23 protein-coding genes are annotated in these 23,344 nt (G+C 49.2%); 15 read left to right on the top strand and 8 right to left on the bottom strand.

Features of this window, described 5'->3' with window-relative positions; all coding sequences use genetic code 11:
• The first annotated feature begins 73 nt into the window (after nucleotides 1-73).
• Genes AWQ23_RS00800 through AWQ23_RS00790 form a run of 3 tightly spaced genes read left to right on the top strand, consistent with a single transcriptional unit; the run spans nucleotide 74 to nucleotide 1,409 of the window.
• The gene (locus tag AWQ23_RS00800) at nucleotides 74-358 is read left to right on the top strand and encodes a hypothetical protein (RefSeq protein WP_012305771.1); all 285 of its coding nucleotides are present in this window, start codon (nucleotides 74-76) and stop codon (nucleotides 356-358) included.
• Nucleotides 358-774, top strand: coding sequence for a heavy metal-responsive transcriptional regulator (locus AWQ23_RS00795; RefSeq protein WP_062431738.1), 417 nt, complete (start codon nucleotides 358-360; stop codon nucleotides 772-774). Before AWQ23_RS00800 ends, AWQ23_RS00795 begins: the two co-directional genes overlap by 1 nt.
• Nucleotides 771-1,409 carry a bifunctional 4-hydroxy-2-oxoglutarate aldolase/2-dehydro-3-deoxy-phosphogluconate aldolase gene (locus tag AWQ23_RS00790; RefSeq protein WP_062431736.1) on the top strand — a complete coding sequence of 213 codons (639 nt, stop codon included), beginning with the start codon at nucleotides 771-773 and terminating at the stop codon, nucleotides 1,407-1,409. The genes AWQ23_RS00795 and AWQ23_RS00790 overlap by 4 nt, the downstream gene beginning before the upstream one ends.
• 71 nt (nucleotides 1,410-1,480) lie before the next feature.
• Here AWQ23_RS00790 and AWQ23_RS00785 read toward each other — a convergent pair whose 3' ends face one another.
• Nucleotides 1,481-1,867 carry an AbrB family transcriptional regulator gene (locus AWQ23_RS00785; protein WP_012305768.1) on the bottom strand — a complete coding sequence of 129 codons (387 nt, stop codon included), beginning with the start codon at nucleotides 1,865-1,867 and terminating at the stop codon, nucleotides 1,481-1,483.
• A 216-nt stretch (nucleotides 1,868-2,083) separates the two neighbouring features.
• Between AWQ23_RS00785 and AWQ23_RS00780 the strand changes: the two genes are divergently transcribed.
• The 4 genes from AWQ23_RS00780 to AWQ23_RS00765 all read left to right on the top strand — a co-directional run bounded on the left by AWQ23_RS00780 (nucleotide 2,084) and on the right by AWQ23_RS00765 (nucleotide 5,079).
• Entirely contained in the window at nucleotides 2,084-2,527 is a 444-nt protein-coding gene (locus AWQ23_RS00780) for an Rrf2 family transcriptional regulator (RefSeq protein WP_012305767.1), read from the top strand.
• A 10-nt stretch (nucleotides 2,528-2,537) separates the two neighbouring features.
• Nucleotides 2,538-2,924 (top strand): GFA family protein, encoded by a 387-nt coding sequence (locus AWQ23_RS00775; protein WP_062431735.1) that lies wholly within the window; start codon nucleotides 2,538-2,540, stop codon nucleotides 2,922-2,924.
• 37 nt (nucleotides 2,925-2,961) lie between these two features.
• The gene (trmH, locus tag AWQ23_RS00770; RefSeq protein ID WP_062431733.1) at nucleotides 2,962-3,621 is read left to right on the top strand and encodes a tRNA (guanosine(18)-2'-O)-methyltransferase TrmH; all 660 of its coding nucleotides are present in this window, start codon (nucleotides 2,962-2,964) and stop codon (nucleotides 3,619-3,621) included.
• Between the two features lie 615 nt (nucleotides 3,622-4,236).
• Nucleotides 4,237-5,079 (top strand): formate/nitrite transporter family protein, encoded by an 843-nt coding sequence (locus tag AWQ23_RS00765; protein WP_062431731.1) that lies wholly within the window; start codon nucleotides 4,237-4,239, stop codon nucleotides 5,077-5,079.
• Between the two features lie 111 nt (nucleotides 5,080-5,190).
• On the opposite strand, the gene AWQ23_RS00760 is transcribed toward AWQ23_RS00765, so the two are convergent.
• Both AWQ23_RS00760 and der read right to left on the bottom strand, forming a co-directional pair.
• Nucleotides 5,191-6,420, bottom strand: coding sequence for a trans-acting enoyl reductase family protein (locus AWQ23_RS00760; protein ID WP_198158675.1), 1,230 nt, complete (start codon nucleotides 6,418-6,420; stop codon nucleotides 5,191-5,193).
• A 47-nt stretch (nucleotides 6,421-6,467) separates the two neighbouring features.
• Nucleotides 6,468-7,829 carry a ribosome biogenesis GTPase Der gene (gene der, locus AWQ23_RS00755; RefSeq protein WP_012305762.1) on the bottom strand — a complete coding sequence of 454 codons (1,362 nt, stop codon included), beginning with the start codon at nucleotides 7,827-7,829 and terminating at the stop codon, nucleotides 6,468-6,470.
• A 203-nt stretch (nucleotides 7,830-8,032) separates the two neighbouring features.
• Between der and AWQ23_RS00750 the strand changes: the two genes are divergently transcribed.
• The 4 genes from AWQ23_RS00750 to AWQ23_RS00735 all read left to right on the top strand — a co-directional run bounded on the left by AWQ23_RS00750 (nucleotide 8,033) and on the right by AWQ23_RS00735 (nucleotide 13,734).
• Nucleotides 8,033-8,584, top strand: a complete 552-nt coding sequence (locus tag AWQ23_RS00750) for an NUDIX hydrolase (protein ID WP_062431727.1) — start codon at nucleotides 8,033-8,035, stop codon at nucleotides 8,582-8,584.
• Nucleotides 8,585-8,688: 104 nt separating this feature from the next.
• Nucleotides 8,689-10,188, top strand: coding sequence for a UDP-N-acetylmuramoyl-L-alanyl-D-glutamate--2,6-diaminopimelate ligase (locus tag AWQ23_RS00745; RefSeq protein ID WP_062431724.1), 1,500 nt, complete (start codon nucleotides 8,689-8,691; stop codon nucleotides 10,186-10,188).
• 65 nt (nucleotides 10,189-10,253) lie between these two features.
• Entirely contained in the window at nucleotides 10,254-12,008 is a 1,755-nt protein-coding gene (locus AWQ23_RS00740; protein ID WP_062431723.1) for an ABC transporter ATP-binding protein, read from the top strand.
• A gap of 7 nt (nucleotides 12,009-12,015) precedes the next feature.
• A complete protein-coding gene (locus AWQ23_RS00735; protein WP_071884887.1) occupies nucleotides 12,016-13,734 on the top strand; it encodes a mechanosensitive ion channel family protein in 1,719 nt (572 codons plus the stop codon).
• A gap of 75 nt (nucleotides 13,735-13,809) precedes the next feature.
• On the opposite strand, the gene AWQ23_RS00730 is transcribed toward AWQ23_RS00735, so the two are convergent.
• Nucleotides 13,810-14,163 carry a single-stranded DNA-binding protein gene (locus tag AWQ23_RS00730; RefSeq protein ID WP_062431721.1) on the bottom strand — a complete coding sequence of 118 codons (354 nt, stop codon included), beginning with the start codon at nucleotides 14,161-14,163 and terminating at the stop codon, nucleotides 13,810-13,812.
• 117 nt (nucleotides 14,164-14,280) lie between these two features.
• Here AWQ23_RS00730 and AWQ23_RS00725 point away from each other — a divergent pair, with 117 nt between their 5' ends.
• Nucleotides 14,281-15,081 carry a glutathione S-transferase family protein gene (locus AWQ23_RS00725; RefSeq protein WP_062431719.1) on the top strand — a complete coding sequence of 267 codons (801 nt, stop codon included), beginning with the start codon at nucleotides 14,281-14,283 and terminating at the stop codon, nucleotides 15,079-15,081.
• A 100-nt stretch (nucleotides 15,082-15,181) separates the two neighbouring features.
• Here AWQ23_RS00725 and AWQ23_RS00720 read toward each other — a convergent pair whose 3' ends face one another.
• Nucleotides 15,182-15,676, bottom strand: coding sequence for a glutathione peroxidase (locus AWQ23_RS00720; protein WP_062431717.1), 495 nt, complete (start codon nucleotides 15,674-15,676; stop codon nucleotides 15,182-15,184).
• A gap of 350 nt (nucleotides 15,677-16,026) precedes the next feature.
• On the opposite strand from AWQ23_RS00720, the gene AWQ23_RS00715 reads away from it, so the two are divergent.
• Nucleotides 16,027-17,205, top strand: coding sequence for an aldo/keto reductase (locus AWQ23_RS00715; RefSeq protein WP_062431715.1), 1,179 nt, complete (start codon nucleotides 16,027-16,029; stop codon nucleotides 17,203-17,205).
• 21 nt (nucleotides 17,206-17,226) lie between these two features.
• Here the strand turns inward: AWQ23_RS00715 and AWQ23_RS00710 are convergent, their stop codons facing one another.
• Nucleotides 17,227-19,455 carry a glycoside hydrolase gene (locus AWQ23_RS00710; protein WP_062431713.1) on the bottom strand — a complete coding sequence of 743 codons (2,229 nt, stop codon included), beginning with the start codon at nucleotides 19,453-19,455 and terminating at the stop codon, nucleotides 17,227-17,229.
• A gap of 146 nt (nucleotides 19,456-19,601) precedes the next feature.
• Nucleotides 19,602-20,183, bottom strand: a complete 582-nt coding sequence (locus AWQ23_RS00705) for a zf-TFIIB domain-containing protein (RefSeq protein WP_062431710.1) — start codon at nucleotides 20,181-20,183, stop codon at nucleotides 19,602-19,604.
• A 134-nt stretch (nucleotides 20,184-20,317) separates the two neighbouring features.
• Between AWQ23_RS00705 and AWQ23_RS00700 the strand changes: the two genes are divergently transcribed.
• Together AWQ23_RS00700 and psbV are read left to right on the top strand one after the other, a co-directional pair.
• Nucleotides 20,318-21,022, top strand: coding sequence for a sirohydrochlorin chelatase (locus AWQ23_RS00700; protein WP_062431708.1), 705 nt, complete (start codon nucleotides 20,318-20,320; stop codon nucleotides 21,020-21,022).
• Between the two features lie 247 nt (nucleotides 21,023-21,269).
• Nucleotides 21,270-21,782, top strand: a complete 513-nt coding sequence (gene psbV / locus AWQ23_RS00695) for a photosystem II cytochrome c-550 (RefSeq protein ID WP_012305751.1) — start codon at nucleotides 21,270-21,272, stop codon at nucleotides 21,780-21,782.
• A gap of 209 nt (nucleotides 21,783-21,991) precedes the next feature.
• Here the strand turns inward: psbV and AWQ23_RS00690 are convergent, their stop codons facing one another.
• On the bottom strand, nucleotides 21,992-23,296 hold the full coding sequence (locus AWQ23_RS00690; protein ID WP_062431706.1) for a dihydrolipoamide acetyltransferase family protein: 1,305 nt from the start codon (nucleotides 23,294-23,296) through the stop codon (nucleotides 21,992-21,994).
• Nucleotides 23,297-23,344 lie beyond the last annotated feature (48 nt).

Raw genomic sequence — 23,344 nt, 5'->3', positions numbered from 1 at the left:
CAATTTGTTAAGCTAAAGGTGATCGTTATTCATTATTTTTCAGCCCCTGTGGAAAATTTCCCTGGAAAATTCTATGGCCCGTTTCAATCGACGAACTGTTAAGCGTTTATATCGCAAGGAGCCAGTGTCTAGCTTCTTGATTGTGATGGGTTTAATCGAAGTGGTGATTGGGGGTGTCGATGAGCATTGGGGTCTATTTACCATCGGTTTGGGATTTGTATTAGGGGCGATCGCCATTCGCTGGTCTCGTATCCGCCGCGATCAACGGGATCTCAATCGGGTTTTACCACGTCGTTATTTACCCCCCACAGAAGTGAATGTGCCGCTGCCCCAGTTGATGAACGAAAGACAACGCTAATGGCAACGGCAGATTATGGTCTCAAAATTGGGACAGTGGCGCAACAGAGTAGTTTACCGGTAAAAACGATTCGCTACTATGCGGATCTGGGGTTGTTGACCACGGTGATGGGGCGATCGCCAAAGGGTTATCGACTCTTTTCGGCGGCGGTCTTTGCTCGGTTGGCATTTATTAAACGGGCCCAGTCCCTCGGTTTAAGCCTCGAAGACATTGGCAAGATTCTGACGGTACGTGACCAAGGAACATTACCCTGTGGGGTAATTAGGGAGTTATTAGAAGCGCAACTCCAAGAAATTAATCAGCAAATGGCCGCCCTGACGATCCTAAAGGGGGAATTACAGGGTATTCTGTCTGGTTGGCAAGATTTTTCCGATCAGCCCCAGCCCCCATCGACCATTTGTCCAAATTTGCAATGACCCCCCTCCAACAACGCTGGTTTGCACAACTCCGAGAACACCGGGCGATCGCCGTTATTCGGGCCACGGACTGGCAACTGGGAATAAAAATGGCTGAAACCGCCATTAACGGGGGATTAAAGCTCATTGAAATCACCTGGAACAGTGATCAAGCTGGCCACATCATTGCGACCCTGCGGGAAAAGTTTCCCACAGCAATCATCGGCACGGGCACTATCCTCACGCCCACAGATTTAAAAGAGGCGATCGCCTGTGGGGCTACCTTTGCCTTCAGCCCCCACAGTGACCGGGAGTTAATCCAGATTGCCCATCACCAGGATATTCCCATGGTGCTAGGCGCCTTAACCCCAAGCGAAATCTACCAAGCCTGGCGTTGGGGCAGTGATGGCGTCAAGGTATTTCCCATTAAAGCCGTTGGTGGCGCTAGTTTTATCCGTTGTCTCCAAGCCCCTCTACCCCACATTCCTCTCATTCCCACTGGGGGCGTTACCCTCACCAATGGCCCAGACTTGATCCAAGCCGGGGCGATCGCCGTTGGCCTTTCAAGTGATCTCTTTCCCCCCGCGATGCTCGCAAAACAAGAATGGCCGGAACTTAGCCAGCGACTCCAGCAACATCACCCTAGTCAATGGTAATTTCCACAAAAAAACGACCCCCACCATGGCGATCGCTATCTCGATTTGTGCAGATTAATTTCTAGGAAAATTTAATCATCACCATCGGCACCCAGTTGTTTGAGGTGAATATGCTTGCGACCTAAAGAAATTTCAAATTCATCACCGGGCTGGAGTCCCATTTTTTTGGTGTAGGCAGACCCAATCAAAAGATTCCCATTGGACTGTACACTAATACGATAGGTGGCAGCACGACCACCCCGACCTTGGGCATTTGTATTGCTATCTAACTGCACCCCTTCTGCTTCGATGAGAGCATTATAGAACTTCATCATATTGACACGTTCAACCCCATTCTTGGTGATCGTGTAATAGCCGCAAGCTCTTGCTTTTTCTTCTTTACTGTGGTTTTCAAGCTCCTTAACTTTTGCGAGCAGTGCATCACCGGTCAATGTTTCAATCTTTTTCTTTGTAGCCATTTACTTATTACGAATGAATGACGATAAATGAGAGTTATGGGATGAAGCCTGCGAATTCTTTTTTTACTTCGCTGCGCACCTTAAACTTTTAAATTAGCTGTTTCTCACGTTTATCTTACATTATTCTCTCTTAAAATAGAGGTTAAGACGATTTTTTTTGGTAAAAATAATCGCATTCTTTCCTAACATGCCAAAATTTTTTCAAAAAAGGTAGCCATGAAGCTAACCACCAGAGGTCATTACAGCGTTAAAGCTTTACTCGATATTAGTTTACAACCCGGTTATGGCCCCACCTCCGTAAAGGCGATCGCCAAACGCCAAAACCTCCCTGCCCCATACCTTGAGAAGCTGTTGATTGAGATGCGTCGAGCCGGAATTCTTCGTTCAGTCCGTGGTGCCCAAGGGGGATATCAATTACTATCGAAACCCGAAGATATTTCCCTAGGTCAAATTCTCCAGGCCATCGGTGAAACCATTGAACCGCTCCCCCACCATGAACCCCACCCCGACCAAGCCGAAGATTGGGTTACCTTTAGTCTCTGGCAGCGGCTCCACCAAAAACTCCAAGAAGCCCTTTATAACATTACCCTTGCTGATTTGTATTACGACGCCCGCAGTTGGAAAGCAGCCCAGGGAGAAGCCACAAGTTTTGTTATTTGAAGTTTTTACAATGTCTAATTTTTCTGAACCGAAACGTTATGGTGGTGGTTGTCATTGTGGTGGTATTTGCTTCCAAGTCGTCCTGAGAAACTTTCAAGCCCTTGACTGTAACTGTTCTATTTGTCGCAAAAAAGGATTTCTCCATATCATTGTCCCCCAGGCAGATTTCCATTTACTCCAAGGACAAGATCTGCTAACGGCCTACCAGTTTAATACCCACCAAGCCACCCACCTTTTTTGTCGGCGTTGTGGCGTCCATTCTTTTTATCTACCCCGCTCCCATCCCGATAGTATCGATGTGAATCTGCGCTGTTTAGATGAAAATCTATTAGATGTCTTTGAGATTATATTTTTTGATGGGGAAAATTGGGAAGACAATCTCTCCCAAATCACCTAAAATCTGGATCCTGTGCTGTTAGCTAAAAAATAAGATTGTGCTGTCGAGAAGATATCAACGCATTTGCCAAACCTTAGACCGTCGTCAACCTGACCTCACTGTCCTCATGGAGGATGTCCACAAACCCCACAATATTTCCGCGATTATTCGCACCTGTGATGCGGTGGGGGTGATGGCTGTCCATGCAATGAATCAGGTCGCAGATGGTGATGTCCTCGATACTTACTCCCAGGTGGCCCAAGGCAGTGAGAAATGGGTTGATTTAAATCGTCACCCTGACGTTACCGTAGCTATTGACCATCTCCACCAGCAAAACTTTAAGATCTATGCGGCCCATTTAAGCGATCGCGCCGTTGATTATCGCACCATTGACTATACGCAACCCACGGCAATTTTGATGGGGGCCGAACGGTGGGGGGTCAGCGACACAGCCGCAGAGCTTGTAGATGGTCACATTATCATTCCGATGTTAGGGATGGTGCAGTCCCTTAATGTTTCCGTGGCCGCAGCGGTGATTCTCTTTGAGGCACAACGTCAACGCCTCCAGGCTGGATTTTATGATCAACCCCGTCTGGACCCAGAGTTCTACCGTCAGAAGGTCTTTGAGTGGGGCTACCCTGAACTTGTCGCCCATTACCGCGATCGCCAATTACCCTATCCCCCGCTAGATTCAGAAGGTCAAATCATTCCAACCTGAGCTGAGTCAGCCCTAACAACCCCATTGCAACACACCCATGGCTGCGATCATTCTTGCCTAGGTGTTTTTCATGTAAAAACGTAATTCAATTCATGCATAGAACTCAAGTGCCCTCAAAAATCGTAGCTTTGGTTACACATTTTCAGGGTTTCCTTGTTTAACTTATGACCTATTAAACGCGCAAAATCTCTTTTAAAAAGATTTTTGTAGCTCGTTCTCTACTTTGCCAAGGATTATTATTTTCTTAGCAAAACCAACTGAAGATTACTTTCTTCTAAACAATTTGAATCCTCTATATTTTTTGCAGTTAGTCAGAAAATGGAGCTTCAATTGTGACTGGAGACTGATTTTATTTAAAAGTATTTTTCTTTGGGAGAATTCCTCGAAAGTATTGTTGTGCCTGGCTTTAACGTAGGCCAAGGGATTTCCTTAGCTGAATATCACAGCAGAACAAAAATCCAGAGCTAAACTTTTGAAATCAAATTCCGAAAAAGTAAAATTAAGTTCTTCATGAACAATTTATCTGTGGTTTAAAAGTTAATCTCAAAGCGCATTGACTTTAGAAAAACCAATGACCCTTTTGTTTCCCCATCGGTTTTAAATTAGGAGAAAATAATGGACTACGTAATCCCCAAAGAACTAGTAGATGCCAGTATCAAAGCAGGCGAAACAAAAGCACGTCTTTCCGTCAAAGATCTGCTCATCCGTGGCTTCTACTCTGGTCTGGCCCTTGGCGTTGCCACTACCCTCGCTGTTACCGTCGCTGTACAAAGTGGTCTGCCATTCCTCGGAGCACTTCTCTTCCCTTGGGGATTTGCCTCCATCGTGCTCTTTGGGATGGAACTGGTCACTGGCAACTTTGCGCTGATGACATCGGCAATGTTGGCGAGACGAGTGAGGTTTGGCAGAGTTATTAATAATTGGCTTTGGGTTTATCTGGGTAATTTTTTAGGTTGTTTGTTTGTGGCCTTGCTGATGGGGTTCTCCCTTACCAATGGTGGGACGGCTGACCCCAGCCCCGTGGGTGAAAAAATCATCGAAATCGCCCTCTCCAAGACCGTGGCAGTGAAAGAAATGGGCATCAATGGCTTTTTCCTCTTCATTGTCCGTGGTATTTTCTGTAACTTCCTAGTTTGTTTGGCTGTGATGATGGGCATGGTGAGTAAGTCCGTCCCAGGTAAATTTATGGGCTGCTGGTTCCCGATCTTCGCGTTCGTCACCCTCGGCCTGGAGCACATCGTGGTCAATATGTTCTTTATCTTGACTGGTATGGTTCTCGGTGCGCCGATCTCGGGTATGGATATGGTCTTCTGGGATTTCCTGCCTGTGACGATTGGTAACATCATTGGTGGTGGCATCTTCATCGGTGCACTGCTGTACTCGACCCACTACACGAAATCCCAAGGGCTACCTCAAATGGCGATGGAAGAATCCATGAAAAATCCTGTGCTGCGTTAGGAAATCAGGCTTAATCCACCGATTGCCAAAATAAAAATAATTATGAAAATGGGAGGGAGCGACTCAGATCGCTCCTTTTCTATGTTTTGAATTGTGAGGGCCAAGATCAACTCAAAGGATGCCGAAGGTTAAGCCACTGTAAGCGGTGAGGCGATCGATGAGATGTTCACCCATGGCTGTGGCCGGTGTCCAGAAGCCACCGGATCGGGATAGATTATCTTTGGCTAAACAAAGTCCTGCTTGGGCGATAATTTTTGCGGTGGAACCATAGCCAGGGTCGCGATCGCCAGTGACTTTTGCCATAAGAGCTTCACCCGAAGTAGTAATGCCCCAAAAGCGTAGATCATAAAATCCGGCTTGCTGTTGGCTGGGGGAAGGCCCTTCGCCGGGGGCCGGGACAATTTTTTCGAGGATGCCAGGGGCGATCGCCGCAGTTCCTCCCAGGATTTTAAGTAATAGGCTTAGACCCTGGGCTTTAAGCCAACCCCCGACACTGATCCCCGTAAGCAGCCCTTCGTCGTAATGGAACTGCTCTCCATAGGCCCAATTTTGTAGGACATTGGAGCGCAGCACAATGGGGGTATTCACCGCCGCCATGATAAAGGGCGTCACCCATTCGCCGAAAATGTGATCGATTTGTACCGGGATTAGGGGAGCTGGGTGCTGGGGATTGGGGGCTTTGGGACAGAGGGCGTAGGGATTAGCCAACAGCGCTTTGATCTCTGGGTCGGCGATCGCCTCTTTGATCAGATTTACGCCGCTGGCCGCCGTCCCCCCGGAAATGCCTCCCTGGGCTGTCTTAACGCGCATCTTAATTTGGCGACAGGGTTTTCCGAATCGTTTTAAAGCCCGCTGTTGCAAAAAATACACCCCAAGGTCAGACGGCACCGAATCAAAGCCGCAACAATGGACGATCCGTGCCCCCGACTGTTGGGCGATCGCCTCATATTTAGTCACCATCTTTTTGACCCACTGGACTTCCCCGGTCAGATCGCAATAATCGGTTCCCGTTGTGGCACAGGCCTGCACCAGCGTTTCTCCATAAAGACTGTAGGGGCCGACCGTTGTGAGGATCACCTTCGTTTGCTCGCAGAGGGCCGTCACTGCCCCTTGATCAAACACATCAACAACAAAGGTTGCTAAGATCTCCCCTGGGATGCCCAAGGAGTGCTTGAGTTGGGCTAATTTTTCGGCTGAACGACCGGCGATCGCCCAAGTAAACGATTCACGTTCGGCATGGTCACAAAAATAGCGGCAAATAATTTGGCCCACAAAACCAGTGGCCCCTACCACGATCAGATCATAGGGGGGTGACGATGGCGACATTTTTTCAGAAGACATAGAGCCTAGTGTCCCAGACAAAGATGCCCTTCAGTGTATCGTCTGTGCTAAACCTTTGTGGCTCGGTTGGGGGTGCCCCGTTCTGCATCCCGCACCCGTTTACCGCGCCAAACCAAACGGATCGGCGTGCCCGCAAAACCGAGATCCTGACGAAATTGCTTCTCGATATAGCGGCGGTAGCTATCGTTAAATCGTTTGGGGTCATTAACAAACAGAGAAATCGTCGGCGGCTGACTCCGTACCTGGGTGCCATAGTAAATCCGGCCCTGTTTCCCTTGGCGGCTGGTGGGGGGAGAATGCCAGGAAACCGCTTCTTGGATCACCTCATTAATCACAGCAGTAGAAACGCGGCGACGGTGAGATTCGGCGGCTTGATCAACTAAATCCAGGATTTTATTCACCCGCTGACCAGTCTGGGCGCTAATGAAGAGCATTTCGGCCCATTCCATGAAAAATAGACGCGCTTGCAACTCTTTGCGGTATTGGTTGATCGTGTAGGTATCCTTCTCGACGGCATCCCACTTGTTGGCAACGATGATCACCGCTCGGCCTTCGTCAATGATCCGACCCGCTAGTTTGAGATCCTGTTCGGTCACCCCATCTAAAACATCAATCACAAAAAGCACTACATCCGCCCGACGAATCGCTTTAAAGGCACGGTTAATGCTAAAAAATTCGGCCCCATAATCCACATTTTTTTTCCGGCGGATGCCAGCGGTGTCAATGAGACGATATTGTTGGCCGTTGCGTTCGATGATTGTGTCAATGGCATCGCGAGTCGTCCCAGAAATCGGACTGACGATCGCCCGTTGTTCTCCGGTGAGGGCATTGAGCAGACTCGATTTACCGACGTTGGGGCGACCAATGATCGCGACGTTAATGGTGGTATCTTCTTCGACATCGGTGATCGTGGGGAGGTACTCAATCACTTTGTCTAAAAGATCGCCGGTGCCACTGCCATGGATCGCCGAAATAGGGAAAGGCTCTTCCATGCCCAGCTCCCAAAATTCAGCTGCTTGGGTATAGCCCTGTTCGAGGGATTCGCATTTGTTCACGGCCAGGACAACGGGGACATTTTGTTGGCGCAACCAGTCGGCAATTTCTTGGTCGGCGGCATTTAACCCAGCTTGGCCATCCACCACAAAAAGGGCAACGGCTGCTTCGGCCAGGGCGATCGCCGCTTGTTCGCGGATTAAAGGTAAAAATTCTTCGTGGTCATCGAAAACAATCCCGCCCGTATCGACAATCTGAAAGTTGCGGTCTTGCCAAAAACCAGGCCGATAGGTGCGATCGCGGGTAATGCCGGGCTGGTCATGGACGATCGCCTGTTGATCGCCAGCAATGCGGTTGACGAGGGTAGATTTGCCCACGTTGGGACGACCGATCACGGCAATAATGGGGAGTTTCATAGGGACTCTGCTTGAATCAGGGGAAAAGACTGGATAATGACGGGGGGACTCGCTAAGCTTTAGTACAAGCGGTCTGTTTTGCTTCAAAAAATTATGATATAAACGCCAACATCAAAACTCAGAATATTTAATCATACCAATTTTTCAGGCGATCGCCCCGATTCCGACCCCCTTTTCTTACCCTTTACTCTGTAATTTTTTCCATGGCTTCCCACAATGAACTGCCTGAGGTGATTAAACCTCTCTTGATGTACAGTGGCTCGAAATTTGCCTACGAAGTGAATCGTCTGCGGTTACCCAATGGGGCCGTCGGTGATTATGGGGCGATCCGCCATCCGGGGGGCGCGTTGGTGGTGCCTGTGACCAATGAAGGTCAGTTAGTAGTGGTGCGGCAATATCGCTTTGCCCTCCAAGGACGAATTATCGAATTTCCGGCGGGAACGATTGAAACCGAGGAAGACCCCCTCAGCACGGTGCAACGGGAACTACCAGAGGAAGCGGGTTACGCCGCAAAAAATTGGCGATCGCTGGGGAAATTCCCCCTTTGTCCAGGCTATTCTGACGAATGGATCTATGCTTTTTTGGCGACGGATTTAGAAAAATTAGCCACCCCCCCAGCCCAGGATGCCGACGAGGACATTGAGGTGCTCTTGCTGAGTCCAGAGGAGTTGGAAGCGAAAATCCATAATGGCGATCGCCTCGATGCAAAAACCATTGCCAGCTACTACCTCGCTAAACCTTTTCTGACCCACTAAATACCGCGTTAGTCCAACGAAAAATTGAGCTAAACTGCTACTGAGATGACAAAATTTCCCTGAGCACAGACTAAAATCGGGAAAATCCCAGGATTTGGAGGCAAATGATGCAGCTAGGCGCACTTTTAAAACAGGTATCGGCCATTGAATCCTTGCCGGATCACCCGATGCTCCAGCAGGTCGTCAAAGGATTGGCGAGCAACTCCCAAGCCGTAATGCCTGGGGATCTGTTCATTGGTTTGCCCGGTACCCGCGTCGATGGAGGCGAATTTTGGCAAGGGGCTATCGAAGCTGGGGCGATCGCCGCTGTGGTCAGTCCAGAGGCCCTCGAAAAATTTCCCGCGACCAAGGGCGAATGCGTCATTCCCGTTGCCGATCCCGTGATCGCCTGTGCTGAAATTGCCAACCTCTTTTACAACAAGCCCACGGCAAGTTTAAAACTGGTCGGGGTGACTGGGACGAACGGCAAAACCACCACCAGCCACCTCATTGAATATTTCCTCCAGGCTGCCCAGCAGCCCACGGCCCTCATCGGCACCCTCTACACCCGCTGGCCTGGTTACGAAAAAATTGCCACCCACACCACTCCTTTTGCCATCGATCTCCAGAAAAACTTTGCGGCGGCCCTCGAAGCGGGAAATACCCACGCCGTTATGGAAGTGAGTTCCCATGCGCTGCACCAAAATCGCGTTAAGGGTTGTCAATTTGATGTGGCCGTTTTCACCAATCTCACCCAGGATCACCTGGATTACCATCCAACGATGGAGGACTATTTCCAGGCAAAGGCCTTGCTCTTTAATGACGAGTATTGCCATGATCGGGCAGTGGTGAATTTGGATAATCCCTATGGCGATCGCCTCGCCCACAAACTCGGTGACAAAGCCTGGGGTTATAGCCTCCAAGATGCCGCAGCGGATCTTTACATGGATCGTCTGATCTACACCGCGACGGGGGTTGAGGGCCGCCTAAAAACCCCCATGGGCACGGTAGAATTCACGTCACCCCTAGTCGGTCAGTTTAATCTCGAAAATGTGATGGCCGCCATCGGTGCGGGTCTGGCCTTGGGTTTGGATTTAGACCAAATGATTACCTGTTTGCCGCAATTCCAAGGGGTGCCGGGGCGCATGGAACGGGTGATCGTGGCTGAGGATCAAGACATTAGCGTCATCGTTGACTATGCCCACACCCCCGACAGTTTAGAAAATCTCCTGAAAGCCTCCCGGCCTTTTATCACGAAAAAAATGATCTGTGTGTTTGGTTGCGGTGGCGATCGCGATCGCACCAAAAGACCTTTGATGGGAAAAATCGCCGCGACGCAATCAGATTGGGCCGTGGTGACCTCCGATAATCCGCGTACGGAAGACCCCAAGCAAATTTTGGCCGATGTGGTCGAAGGGATTCCCGAAAATATCCAGTTTCTCGTGGAAGCAGACCGGGCCACGGCAATCCAACGGGCCATTTTAGAGGCCCAACCGGGGGACGGGGTTCTCATCGCTGGCAAAGGCCATGAAGACTATCAAATTCTGGGGACTGAAAAAATTCACTTCGATGACCGGGAGGAAGCCCGCAAAGCCCTCGGCGATCGCCACCCCAAAACCCCCTAACGCTACAATCAACATAAATTTTTCTATAAATTTCTCTGCCTGAGTCTAGTAAAAAAACTGCCCCCATGAGTGATCTGGTTCTCGATGTCCGTCAACTGCAGGTGGCCTTCACCAGCGAAAATCAAACCAATCTCGCGGTTGATCAAATTAGCTTTCAGCTTAAACGGGGCCAGACCCTCGGCATCGTGGGCGAATCCGGCTCCGGCAAATCGGTCACATCCCTTGCCCTGATGGGGCTGATCCAAAAGCCAGGCCGCGTCACCGGGGGCGAAATTTTCTTTAAGGCGACCCCAGACATAGAACCCCTCGATCTCCAAAGTTTGCCGGAATGGGAGCGGCGTACCTATCGCGGTGGCGAGATTGCGATGATTTTCCAGGAACCCATGAGTTCCCTTAATCCCGTTTATAACGTGGAGTTTCAGCTTACCGAAGCGATTTTATTGCACCAAAATGTCACCCCAGCCCAGGCCCGCCAACAGGCGATCGCCCGACTCCAGGAAGTGCAACTGCCCGCCGAGGTGATGAAACGCTACCCCCACGAATTGTCCGGGGGCCAACTGCAACGGGTGATGATTGCCATGGCGATCGCCTCCAATCCGACGCTATTAATTGCGGACGAACCCACCACTGCCCTCGATGTGACTGTGCAAGCGACGATTTTGCAACTGTTGCGGGATCTTTGTCAGGCCCGGCAAATGTCTTTGATTTTCATTACCCACGATTTGGGGGTGATTGCGGAACTTGTTGACGAAGTGGCGGTGATGTACCGGGGAAAAATTGTTGAGCAAGGCCCCATCGAACGGATTTTCAAAGCGCCTCAACATCCCTATACCAAAGGATTACTGGCCTGTCGGCCCCGCCTCGATCAAAAATTAGTCTTGCTGCCGACCGTTGCCGACTACATGAGTGTTGAAACCGATCCCGACACCCAAACCGTCGTGATCCAAGAGCGACAGCCGGATCTAAATTTACTGGCAGAAGTCTCCCTAGAGGCTGATAAAAAGCGCCTCGAAGCCCTAATTAAACAAAAACCGCTCCTATCTGTGCAAAAGCTCCAGGTGGGTTACCCAAGCCGTAATTTTCTTTTGACGGGACAACGGTATTTTATGGCCGTTAATAATGTTTCCTTTGATCTCTATCCGGGGGAAACCCTGGGTCTAGTGGGCGAATCCGGGTGCGGCAAATCGACCCTGGCCCGGGCCATTTTGCGACTGATTCAACCCCTCAGTGGCGACATTTGGTTTCGGGGGGAAAATATTGCCCAACTCCCAGCCCGCAGCAAACGTCTCCGGCAACTGCGCCGGGAGATGCAAATTGTCTTCCAAAATCCCTACAATTCCCTCAATCCCCGCATGACCATTGGCCGGGCGATCGCCGAACCGTTAATCATTCACAATATTAAGCGGGACAAGAAAAAACGCCTTGAGCGAGTGCAATATCTGTTAGATCGGGTAGGTCTCAATCCTCAATGGGTAAACCGCTATCCCCACGAACTGTCGGGCGGCCAGCGGCAACGGGTTTGTATTGCGCGGGCCTTAGCCATTGAACCCCAATTTATTATCTGCGACGAATCCGTATCGGCCCTGGATGTCTCTGTTCAGGCCCAAGTGTTAAATCTGCTTAAGGAATTACAAGCGGAATTTCAACTGACCTATATTTTTATTTCCCACGATCTCAGCGTTGTTAAATTTATGGGCGATCGCATTATCGTGATGAATAAAGGCAAAATCGAGGAAGTGGGTACGGCTGACCAAATTTATCGAGATCCCCAACAGGATTACACGAAACAGCTGATCGCCGCCATTCCCCAAGGATTGTAAATGCTCTATGGCACAATTTTGGCGTCGTTTCATCTTGGTCTGCACTGCTTTTTTATTATGTTGGCAGATCACAGTGTGGCAGGGAAAAAATCTTGGGGCGATCGCCCAACCCAATGTGCCCGAACCAACCATTACCGTTGAAAAGCCGGAAAATACTTTGTCCCAGGGATCGCCAGTAATTCTCGGCGACAGCACATTGTTTTTCATTGATGCCCGTATCGGCTCGTTTCCCCCAGACTTTCGGGCCCAGGTGACCTCCGAACGAATCCTTAAATTTGCCAAAAATGATCAACTCAGCCTTGATGATCTGCGCATTGTTGATAACGAAGATACCCAAACAGTGGACATTTTGGTGGGCGAAGAGACTCTCCTCGTCACCCTTGCTGAAATTGATGCCGTCGCTGCCAATGCCAATCGCTATGATTTAGCCGAACAATACACAGACATTATTCGCACTGAAGTTGCGGCATTTCGAGAAGTCCATAGTCTACGCAATATTTTGTTGGGGGTTGTCTATACCATTGTTGCAACCCTCGTTTTAGTGACGAGTCTCATTGTTCTCAATCGCTCTATTCCTAAGATTCATCGTCGTTTGCGAATCTGGCAAACAACCTGGATTCCCTCGATCAAAGTTTTAGGTGTCGAACTCCTGTCCGCTAAACGGGTGGTTGACTTAATCTCCGAATTGATTAAGATTTTGCGCTTAACAACCTGGCTAACTTTTATTTACATCTATGCCAATTTAGTTTTAAGTTTCTTCCCTTGGACTCAGGGACTGGCTCGGTTGTTATTTGAGTATGCTAAAAATGCTACTGTAACGGTAATTTTAGGTGGCTTGACCTATCTGCCTAATTTATTTTTTATTGCAGTCATTATTTTTGTTACCGCTTATTTTTTAAAGATCTGCAAGTTCTTTTTTACTGAAATTGAACGTAGCAAAATTATCATTCAAGGTTTTTATCCCGAATGGGCCATGCCCACCTATAAACTGGTGCAATTTTTGGTGCTGGCCTTTGCGGCAATTGTTGCATTTCCCTATCTACCAGGCTCCGATACACCTGCTTTTCAGGGAATTTCAATTTTTCTAGGTTTACTGCTATCCCTTGGTTCCACGGCAGCGGTAGCTAATGTTGTCGCTGGGACGATCATGACCTATACCCGGGCGTTTCGGATTGGCGATCGCATTCAAATTGGCGATACGAAAGGTGATGTCTTAGAAAAAACCCTATTGGTGACACGCATCCGCACCATCAAAAATGAAGTAATCACCATTCCCAATTCCGCCGTTTTAAGTAGTCATATTATTAACTTCAGTGAATCCAAGAATGATACCGAAACGCCACCATTAATTATCCATACAACCATTACCCTTGGTTATGATGTCCCCTGGCGCAAAGTCCATGCAGTGCTGGTTGATGCGGCATCTGCAACGGAACATACCCTAGTAGAGCCCAAGCCTTTTGTGTTGCAAACCAGCCTTGATGATTTTTATGTGAGCTATGAAATTAATGTCTATGTCGATGAGCCTAAAATGATGGCAAAAATCTATTCGCAATTGCATCAAAATATTCAGGATAAATGCAATGAAGCGGACATTGAAATTCTCTCGCCCCATTATGGTGCAATGCGCGATGGCAACCGAACGACCATTCCTGCTGACTATTTGCCTAGTGATTATGAAGCGCCGAGCTTCCGTTTGGGGGACTTTTTCCCGCCCAAGAGCTAGCATAAGTTGGCGATCGCCGACTTGAAAGTAAGAGTCTATTGGGGGCGATCGCCTGTGTGCCAGTTCAAAAAATCTTTATTCGTTATAGCCAGCCACCGCATTCGGATCAACATCTCGCTTAGAACCCAGCAAATCTAGACGATTAACCCGAATCACTGGCTTAGACGATTCGTGGCCATTGCGATTCGTGAAAGTCTCAATCTTTAAAGTGCCTTGAATACCGAGCAGACTGCCTTTTTTTACATAATTAGCGGCTACCTCTGCTGTTTTTCCCCAAATCTCTAAGTTAAACCAATCCGGCTGATCTGTCCGGCTGGTGGGACGATTTACCGCTAAAGTCAAATTACACAGCACACTACCCGACTCGAAATAGCGCACTTCCGGATCCCCACCGGCCCGGCCCACAAGATTTACGAGGTTAATGGTCATCGTTGACTTTCCATACAACTGTTCTGCTTTATTGTGCCACAAGTTCCCATGGCAATTTGTTGTGAAGTTTTGTAAGGTGTGAGTGATTTACCTACTCAATCATCAAGGCGAACCCCTATGTTGGCGTTATACCAATTTGAACTATCCCAGTTTTCGGAAAAAGTCCGCTTAATCCTCGATTACAAGGGTTTAGAGTACAAAAAAATCGAAGTGACCCCCGGTATCGGTCAACTGGACGTATATAAAATGTCGGGTCAGCGTCAAGTGCCTGTCCTCAAAGATGGCGATACGGTAATCAGTGACTCCACAGAAATTGCTTTTTACCTTGACCGCAAATATCCCGAAAAACCGATTATTCCTACCGCTCCAGTGCAACGGGCCCAATGTTTGATCATGGAAGAATGGGCCGATGAGTCCATTGGCTTGAAAGGTCGCAAGGCCTTCATTGGTGCCCTCAACCAAAACCCTAACTTCCGCACCTCCATTGTGCCGAAGCAGGTGCCTGATCTCTTTAAAAATCTTCTGGGGGCTGTGCCGGGGGATGTTTTAGATTTCTTTGGGGCGGGCGTTGGCCTTGGTGGTGATGCAGTTAAAGAAGCCCAGCGGGGCCTAAGGCAGGATCTCGAAGCATTAACCTTGCTTGTCCAGCAGCAGCCCTATTTAATCGGCGATCAGCCAACCTTAGCGGATTTCTCCGTGGCCGCCCTGAGTATTCTGCTGAAATTTCCTGAGGGGAACTATTTTGATATCCCTGACTACCTCAAAGGTAAGGGCATTCCGGGCTTGGGGGATAATGCGGAATATGCGCCGTTTTTTGAGTGGCGCGATCGCCTTTATCGCGAGTTCCGCCAAGAAACAGGAGGCAATCGTGAGTCAAAGACTGAAGATGGTGCGCCCACAACCATTGAAATCGATTAATAAATTGTCCTTATAAAGAAAAAAAAGCCCCCAAGTTTTACGTAGGCCTGGGGGTTAAATTAGTGTCAGAAAATAGGATGTTTTCTGAAGCAGATAGTTTTTAAAGCAATTCTTGGATATCTTTGGCGATCGCCTCCGGTGTTGCCGTGGGTGCATAACGCTTTACCACTTGACCCTGACGGTTAATAAGGAATTTTGTGAAGTTCCATTTCACATTTTTTGTCCCCAAAATACCGGGTGCTTCCTTGGTTAAATATTGATATAATGGGTGGGCATTGCTGCCATTAACATCAATTTTTTGAAACATCGGAAAAGAAACTCCAAACGTAGTTTCACAAAATGATTGAATTTGCGATTCGTTGCCGGGTTCTTGTTGGCCAAACTGGTTACAGGGGAAGCCGAGGACGACTAAACCTTTGTCGCCATATTGTTCATGGAGCGCCTGCAAACCTTTGTATTGGGGGGTGAATCCACATTGGCTGGCTGTATTGACAATCAATAAAACCTGATCTTTATAGGTACTAAGATCGACCGATGTGCCATCAATGGCTGTGGCCGAAAAATCATAAATAGAAGTAGGCGTTTGTGTCGTCATAAACTCGAAAAAATATTTGTAGAAGCGGTTTAAAACAATCTCGCAAGCATTATATTCATTATTTCAGCAGAGTGTAAATGAGTCTTAGAGATAAGACCTCTGCGTAATTTTTGCCGTTACTCTCCCCATAATGCTTAAACAGCAGCAATAGTATAACAAAGACCAACAAGACTGGGGGCGATGTTTTGAAAACCGATGGTTTGCTGCTTTGATCAGTTGAGTTTAAATAGGCGCGTTTTGTTTTGTCAGAGGCAGAACAGCCTTTGCTGCTTAGGGACGAGATTTTTTCTTCGTTATAATGTTTTTTTTGAATACCTCCCAATAGAAGTTAAGAAACGCCCTTGAGATCTATGCAATATCGTCGTTTTGGTCGCACCGAACTGCAAATGCCTGTTTTTTCCTGTGGCGGGATGCGCTATCAGTTTAAGTGGCAGGATCAAGACCCCGCGAAAATTCCTGCTGATAGCCAAAAAAATCTAGCGGCAACGATTCGGCGATCGCTTGATCTGGGCATTAACCACATCGAAACGGCACGGGGGTACGGCACGTCAGAAATGCAACTTGGCTGGGTCTTATCGCAATTTAAACGAGAAGATCTCATTATCCAAACAAAGGTTTCCCCAAAGGCTGATCCCCAGGCATTTCGGCGCGAAATTGAAAAATCCCTCAATTATTTGCAACTGGATTATGTGGATTTATTTGGTATCCATGGCATTAATAACGAGGAAATATTTAAGTTCACCTTTGAACGGGGTTGTCTAGAAGTCGCCCAGGAATTGCAGCGGGCGGGACGGATTCGTCACATCGGTTTTTCGACCCATGGTTCGACGGATTTGATTGTGAAAACCATCGAAACGGGGGCGATGGATTATGTGAATCTGCACTGGTATTGGATTAATCAGGACAATTGGCGGGCCATCGAAGCGGCAACGCAGCAGGATATGGGGGTATTTATTATTAGCCCGTCGGATAAGGGGGGACATCTTTACAATCCACCCCAAAAATTAGTCGATCTCTGCAGACCGTTGCATCCAATGGTGTTTAACGATTTATTTTGTTTGTCCCATCCCCAGATCCATACTTTGAGTGTGGGGGCGGCGCGTCCGTCAGATTTTGATCGGCATCTAGAAACCCTCCCTCTGCTGGGGCGGGCCGATGAAATTTTGCCAGATATTCTCGCGCGACTGGAAAATCAGGCGATCGCCTCCCTGGGAGAAGATTGGGTCAAGACCTGGCAAGTGGGCCTGCCGACCTACGACCAAACCCCGCACCAGATTAATATCCCCGTCATTCTCTGGCTCAGAAATTTGGCGATCGCCTACGACATGATTGAATACAGCAAAGCCCGCTACAACCTGATGGGCAACGGCGGCCACTGGTTCCCTGGCCAAAAAGCCGACCGCTTAACGGAGGTAGATCTACGCAACGTATTACGCCTCAGTCCCCACCGCAATCAAATTCTCCAGTATCTCCAGGAAGCTCATGATTTACTAGGAGGGGCAGCGGTGAAACGGTTATCGACGAGCTAAGTTTTATCCCGAGAAAATGGCTTAAGGCACCTGTAGGGTAACAAAGCGATTTTCTGGCACAAAACTATGGTACTCACCATCATCGGCCAAAATTGCTACTAAATTGAGCGTATAGTCCGGTTTAATTTGCAGCACATCCCACGGCACAGACAGTTCTAAACATTCTCGGTAAGCCATTTTTGCATGGGCACCCCGGGGCCGCCACTGGCCATAATCACTGGCTTCTTCAAACCAGATAGATTGGGTTAAGAGATTAATGCCGATATGGTGCCGGAAGAGATAATTTAGGGGGGCCTGGTCGGGCATACTGGCGATGGGAGCTGGGCTAATGGCGCAGTTTACCCCTGGATAGAACCAGAGGAGGTGGAGTTCTGCCGGGAGTTCCTCGCCCCATTTGATGCCCCGCTTGAGGTCAAAGCGCAAATAAAAATTAAGATGATCCCAACCGTAAAAGAGTCGTTGTAGGGCGCTGCTTTGGTGCATGGTACCCCGGGCACCACCAATTTCGATGCAACCGGCTTTATCCCAATCCTGTTCGTCACCGATACCATCAATGATCGGGTGAATAAAGCTTTCGGGGAGGTGCTCCCGGTGGCGGGTGTGGTCTTCAATGGGTTGGAGCACTTCCGGTGGAATCGGTTCGTTTAGGGCTTTGTAGATCCCAGCGACGTGTTCCCGAAAGAGTTGGTCAAACATGGCGTCTTGGTTAGAGGAGTGACCTTCCCCAAACCACCAAAACCAGTCTGAGCCTTCGGCCGCATAGAGGGACTCCCAGGCTTCGGGGTTGGTAATTTCTGTCGCTTCGGGGTGGGCGGCCAGCAGGTGGCGGGCTTTGGTGAGCATATCCCAGGCGCGATTTTTAGCGGGATCCCCAATCCAGGTGGTAAAGCTCCCATCAACCCAGGAACCACTATGGAGTTTATGGCTAGGAATGGTTTCGGTGGGGGGAAATTGCTCGATAAATTCGGAGACCGTGACGAGTTCGAGTTGGCGATTGGCACTCAGTTTTTCGTAGAGGGAGGTCAGGAAAGGGATGCCGTCTTTTTCGTAGAATTCCCAGCAGTTTTCACCGTCGAGGGCGATGGTTACAAGGTGTGGTTCTTGGAGGGCAGTTTGGCCTTCTTTTTGGTGGTGTCGCAAACTGCGGGCGATCGCCTCTAGGTGACCGACCAGATCGCAAGCGGCCTGTTCTGAGTCCATACCGCTGTAGGTGAAGCCGACGAGATCCGACAGACGGTGATCCCGGAAGACAATGGCGAGATCCCCATGGTCTGTTTCGAGGCGATAGGGGCGGTACATTTTTTCCGGTTCGTAGACATTGCCCACTTCGTCCCGGTGGAAGAAATGCTTCAGGCTCCAACCCAACACCGCTTCGTCGGAACAGATCCACTTAAAGCCAGCGGCGGCGATGGGGTTAAGCACTTCTGGGCTGACAGATTGCTCCGATGGCCACAGACCCCGTACTTCCCGGCCAAAACGTTCCCGGTACATTTCCTTGGCGCGGTTGAGATGGCGGGGAATATCTTCTGACCACTGGAAGCGCTCCTGGGGAAGTTCCATCTTGGGGACGGCGACCCGACCGGAATCTGTATCTGCGAGCAGGGGCAAAATCGGGTGGGTGTAGGGGGTGGTGGTCACCTCCAGTTGCCCGTTGTCCTGCATTTGTTTGTGTTTGGGGATAATCCGCTTAATAATTTCCCGTTGTTTGGAATAAATGCGTTGGCGATCGCCTAAAGTAAAGCCGCGATCTTTTTCGAGCCAGGCAGCGATCTCCGGGTCATCCCAAAAGAGGGGATCAATCCAGGCTAAATTATGCCAAGCCAAGAGATCACTAAATTTTTGTTCGTCCCAATTTTCCAGACACCAGGCTTTGCCTTTGTCCTGGCGCTCGGTGTACAGTTCCCGGTAGCGGGGATGGGGATCGACTAAGGTGCGGTGGTTGCCATCAAAGAAATGCTCCAAGATGTACCATTTTTGGTCACTATTGAGGTCTGTGACGGGGGTAAGGGCCAGCTTTAGATAGGGGTCAAGGGCCTTGCCTTCAGCATAATCTTCCAACTGCATCATCAAAGAAGGTACCAAATTCACAGTTTGGTGGAGGCGCGGATATTTTTCGAGCAGCAGAATCAAATCTAGGTAATCTTTAGTGCCGTGGAGCCGCACCCAGGGGAGATGATATTGACCGTCTGGTGCTTTGTAGAGGGGTTGATGCTGATGCCAAATAAACGCGATGTAGAGGGGATAAGACATATAAATGGAAATATTTTGCCGCTGTGGAGTCTCCAAAAGCCTTGGGTAAGCTTGGCTTTCTCTTTAAATCATAGCGATCGCCTTTCCGTTCTTCCGGGCAGCCTTAACGAATTGCAAGGATGCGATGGGGCTGTGACATTTAGCAATTAGCGTGATTGACTTTGATTAGTCTGATTTTCGGTAACTTGACGGGCCAGGTAAGCCACGGCAAAATCGCCATTGTTGTGGGCCGCAAGTTTTTCGCCCAGGTCAAAAACATCGGTGGCCAGGGTCGGCCCAAGTTTCTGGATCAAGGCCTGTCGTTCGCTGATGTTGTGCTGTTGTTCCCGGACTTTGTGTTGCCATTCGGCGGTAAAAATATATTCGAGGCTGGTGTGGAGTCGGAGTTTTTCTAAAATTTCCCATTCTTGGCGATCGCACCAGAAGCCATTACATTCGGGGCAACGCTCTAAGTAAAAAGGTTGATCAACGGGGATTTTTACCCGCGATAAATAGCGGCGGCATTCGGGACAGAGGGCTGCTTTATTGTCCGTTTCACCGGGGATCACGGTTTCTGGGAGGGACAGTTGGGTATTGAGGCGCTGTGGTTTTCGTTGGCTATTTTGCCAGGTTTGGTAGCGATCGCCAGGGAGCCAATCTCCTTCACATTTTTCACAATGACAACTGGTCAGCTCCCCAGATAGAAGCTGATCCCCAAGCTCAACATCGCGACATTTAGGACATTGCACAGTTTAATGACTCCCACAGTTTTTCCTCGTTTTATCCTACGCCGAAGCCAATCCCGCCACAACTACGGCCCAGAAATTTGGCGCTAACTTTTCTATAATCACCAAACAGAAACAATAGACGGGACAAAAAATTCATGCAGCGGTTATCGGTGGTGGTCGTCCATGGCAGTTTTAGTGACAGTTATCGACGGGAATTTCAAACCCTGATCGCCCAGGTGAAAGCCCAGGTGGATCATCCGGTGCTTGGGGCCTATTTAGAATGTAGCGAGGTGTCTCTAACGGCGGCGATCGCCCAGTTCCTCCGGGATCACGCCCCAGAACCCGCTGAAGTGCAAATTCTGCCTCTATTTCTCTTGCCCGGTGTCCATGTCCGGGAAGATCTCCCAGAGGCGATCGCCCAACTGCAGTCCCAATTTCCCCAAGTAAAGTTTCAACAACTCGATTACCTCGGTAAAGATGCCCGCCTTGCCCCGTTCCTAGAGCGACAGTTTGCCGAAAATTCTACGGCCCAACGTATTTTGATCGCCCATGGTAGCCGTCGCACCGGCGCGAATCCCGAAATCGAAAAGCTCGCCCAGGCCCTCAACGCTAGCACCGCCTACTGGGCCACAGAACCCTCTTTAGACCAAAGACTTGCACAGCTCCAAGAGACGACCGCAACAACGATTCACTTGGTTCCCTATTTTCTTTTTTCCGGCAAAATCCCAAAGGCGATCGCCGCCCAGATGAAAACCTTCGCCCAGGCCAACCCCACCATGACAATTCAGCTTGGTCAACCCTTTGGCACTGATCCCCAATGTGCAGTGGCGATCGCCCAGATTCTCCGGGGCGACCCATAAGCAAATAGTGAAATGCAGCGCGAAATATTGCTGTTCTTTACGGATTTATAAGAAAAATTCACGCCAATGGCATGATATGTATGGTTAGTTGCCCTGGCTAACTGGTGCCGTTGGCAACGCAAATTTAAATAAACAAAGATAAGCACATTTACTTACAGCCTTGATAAATTCTTGCCTGTAGGTCTGCCTTCACAGTTAAATAGGTGGAGATAGATTTATTTACGTTATTGCTGTATTGAGGAAAAACATGAATAAAATTCTGGGGATCGACCCACTCAAAAAATTTATTTTCGGGATTAGCGCATTCGTTTTACTATTTTGGCAACTCAATGTCGGCGCTGCCAATGCCACCGCCCTCCGGGAAGTAGACCGCACCGTCAACCTCAATGAAACCGAAACGGTCGTCCTCAGTGACCAGCAGGTTGCCAAAGGAGAGCGGATCTTTATCAACACCTGTTCCACCTGCCACAACAGCGGCCGGACAAAGAGCAACCCCAACGTAACCCTTTCTCTAGTCGATCTAGAAGGGGCAGAACCCCGCCGCGATAATATCCTGGCCATGGTGGACTATCTCAAAAATCCCACCTCCTACGATGGTGAATTAGACCTATCTCAGTTACACCCCAATACCGTCCGTGCCGACATCTGGAGTAGCATGCGTAACCTCAACGAAGAGGATCTGCAAAATGTTTCCGGTTATGTCCTCGTTCAAGCCCAGGTGCGTGGTGTTGCTTGGGGTGGTGGTAAAACCGTTAACTAAAACACGATTGATCGACTTTATTTAAATCGTCTTTTTTATCTAAAATTCGCAAAATGAAGTACAGAAGACAACCTAGTGATGGTTGTCTTTTTTATTGTCTCTAAAAGTGTTCATTGACTTTTGCAACAAAAAAACTCCCCAGACCGGGGAGCCATAGATCGTTTTTTATTGCGTATTTGAGGAAAATCCCAAGGAGCAACGAGATGAACCTAAAGGGTCAGACTGTGTGTGTTATTTTCAATCAAGTCGGCTAGATCCTTAAGGAATGCCGCCGCATCAGCACCATAAATAATGCGGTGGTCGCAGGTGATATTGACGGTCATTTGCTTTTTCACACCAAATAAACCGTCGGGCGTCGCAACGACTTTAGGCTGAGCCCCCCCAATCGCGAGGATTGAACCTTGGCCGGGGGGTAAAATCGCATCAAAACTGCTGACCCCAAACATGCCTAGGTTAGAGAGGGTAAAGGTGCCAGTGCTGTACTCATCGGGCTGCAGTTGCTTGAGGCGCGCCCGGTCTACCAAATCTTTCCACTTGCGGGAAAGGGAATAGATATCCATTTGATCGGCATTTTGCAGCACAGGGGTAATCAGGCCGCCATCGGGCATCGCAACGGCCACCGCCACATTAATACCACTGCTGTATTGAATCGCATTATCCCCAAAGCTGGCATTAACCACTGGGTGTTTCTGGAGGGTCACAGCCACGGCCTTCGCCAATAGACCCGTCATGGTGACGCCCTTGCTCTTAATTTGCTTGTAGAGGGCATCTAGGGCATCGGTCGTGATGTCATAGGACACGTGGAAGGTAGGTACATTCAGGCTGGCATTCATATTCCGCACAACCGCCTGTTGCAACGTATTCAGCGGGACAACTTCACCAGGAGTAACGGCGACGGGAGCTGGCGCTGGGGCGGCAGGCTTACTGGTTGTCGGCGCTGGAGTTGATACGGCAGCAGGGGCAATAGTAGGTGCTTTACCAGCGGCTTTTTCGACATCTTCGGCGACAATTCGACCGTGGGGGCCAGAACCAGGCACTGTTTTAAGATCAACGCCAAATTCTTTGGCGAGTTTTTTCGCCCTCGGAGAAGCAATAATTCTGCCATCGTTGACCACTGGTGCGGGGGTCGGGGTTGCAGGTGTAGGCGCCGGGGCTGCCACAACGGGAGCCGGTTCTGGACTAGGTGCAGCAGGTGTGGGTTCAGGTGTAGCAGCAGGAACACTACTCCCCCCTTTCAGAGTCGCGGCTTTTTGTTTGGCTTCTGGAATTTCTGCTTCGGTTTCAGCAATAAGGGCGATCGCCGAACCCACTGGTGCTTCTTCCCCCGCATCAACGATAATCGCTGCGAGAAACCCTTCGTTAAAAGACTCAACGTCCATATCGGCTTTGTCAGATTCCACCACGACAACGGTTTCACCTTTAGCGACTTTATCTCCCGGGGACTTAGTCCAAGAGACGATTTTACCTTCGGTCATCGTAGAACTGAGGGCGGGCATGAAAATATCGTGAATCATGGAGGAATCTTCTTTTAAAACAACGGTGTGGACAAACTTTACAATCGT

It is taken from the genome of Picosynechococcus sp. PCC 73109, assembly GCF_001521855.1.
Taxonomy (GTDB): Bacteria; Cyanobacteriota; Cyanobacteriia; order Cyanobacteriales; family MRBY01; genus MRBY01.
The sequence above is the reverse complement of the archived record's forward strand: the minus strand, read 5'-3'. Positions and strand labels throughout refer to the sequence as shown.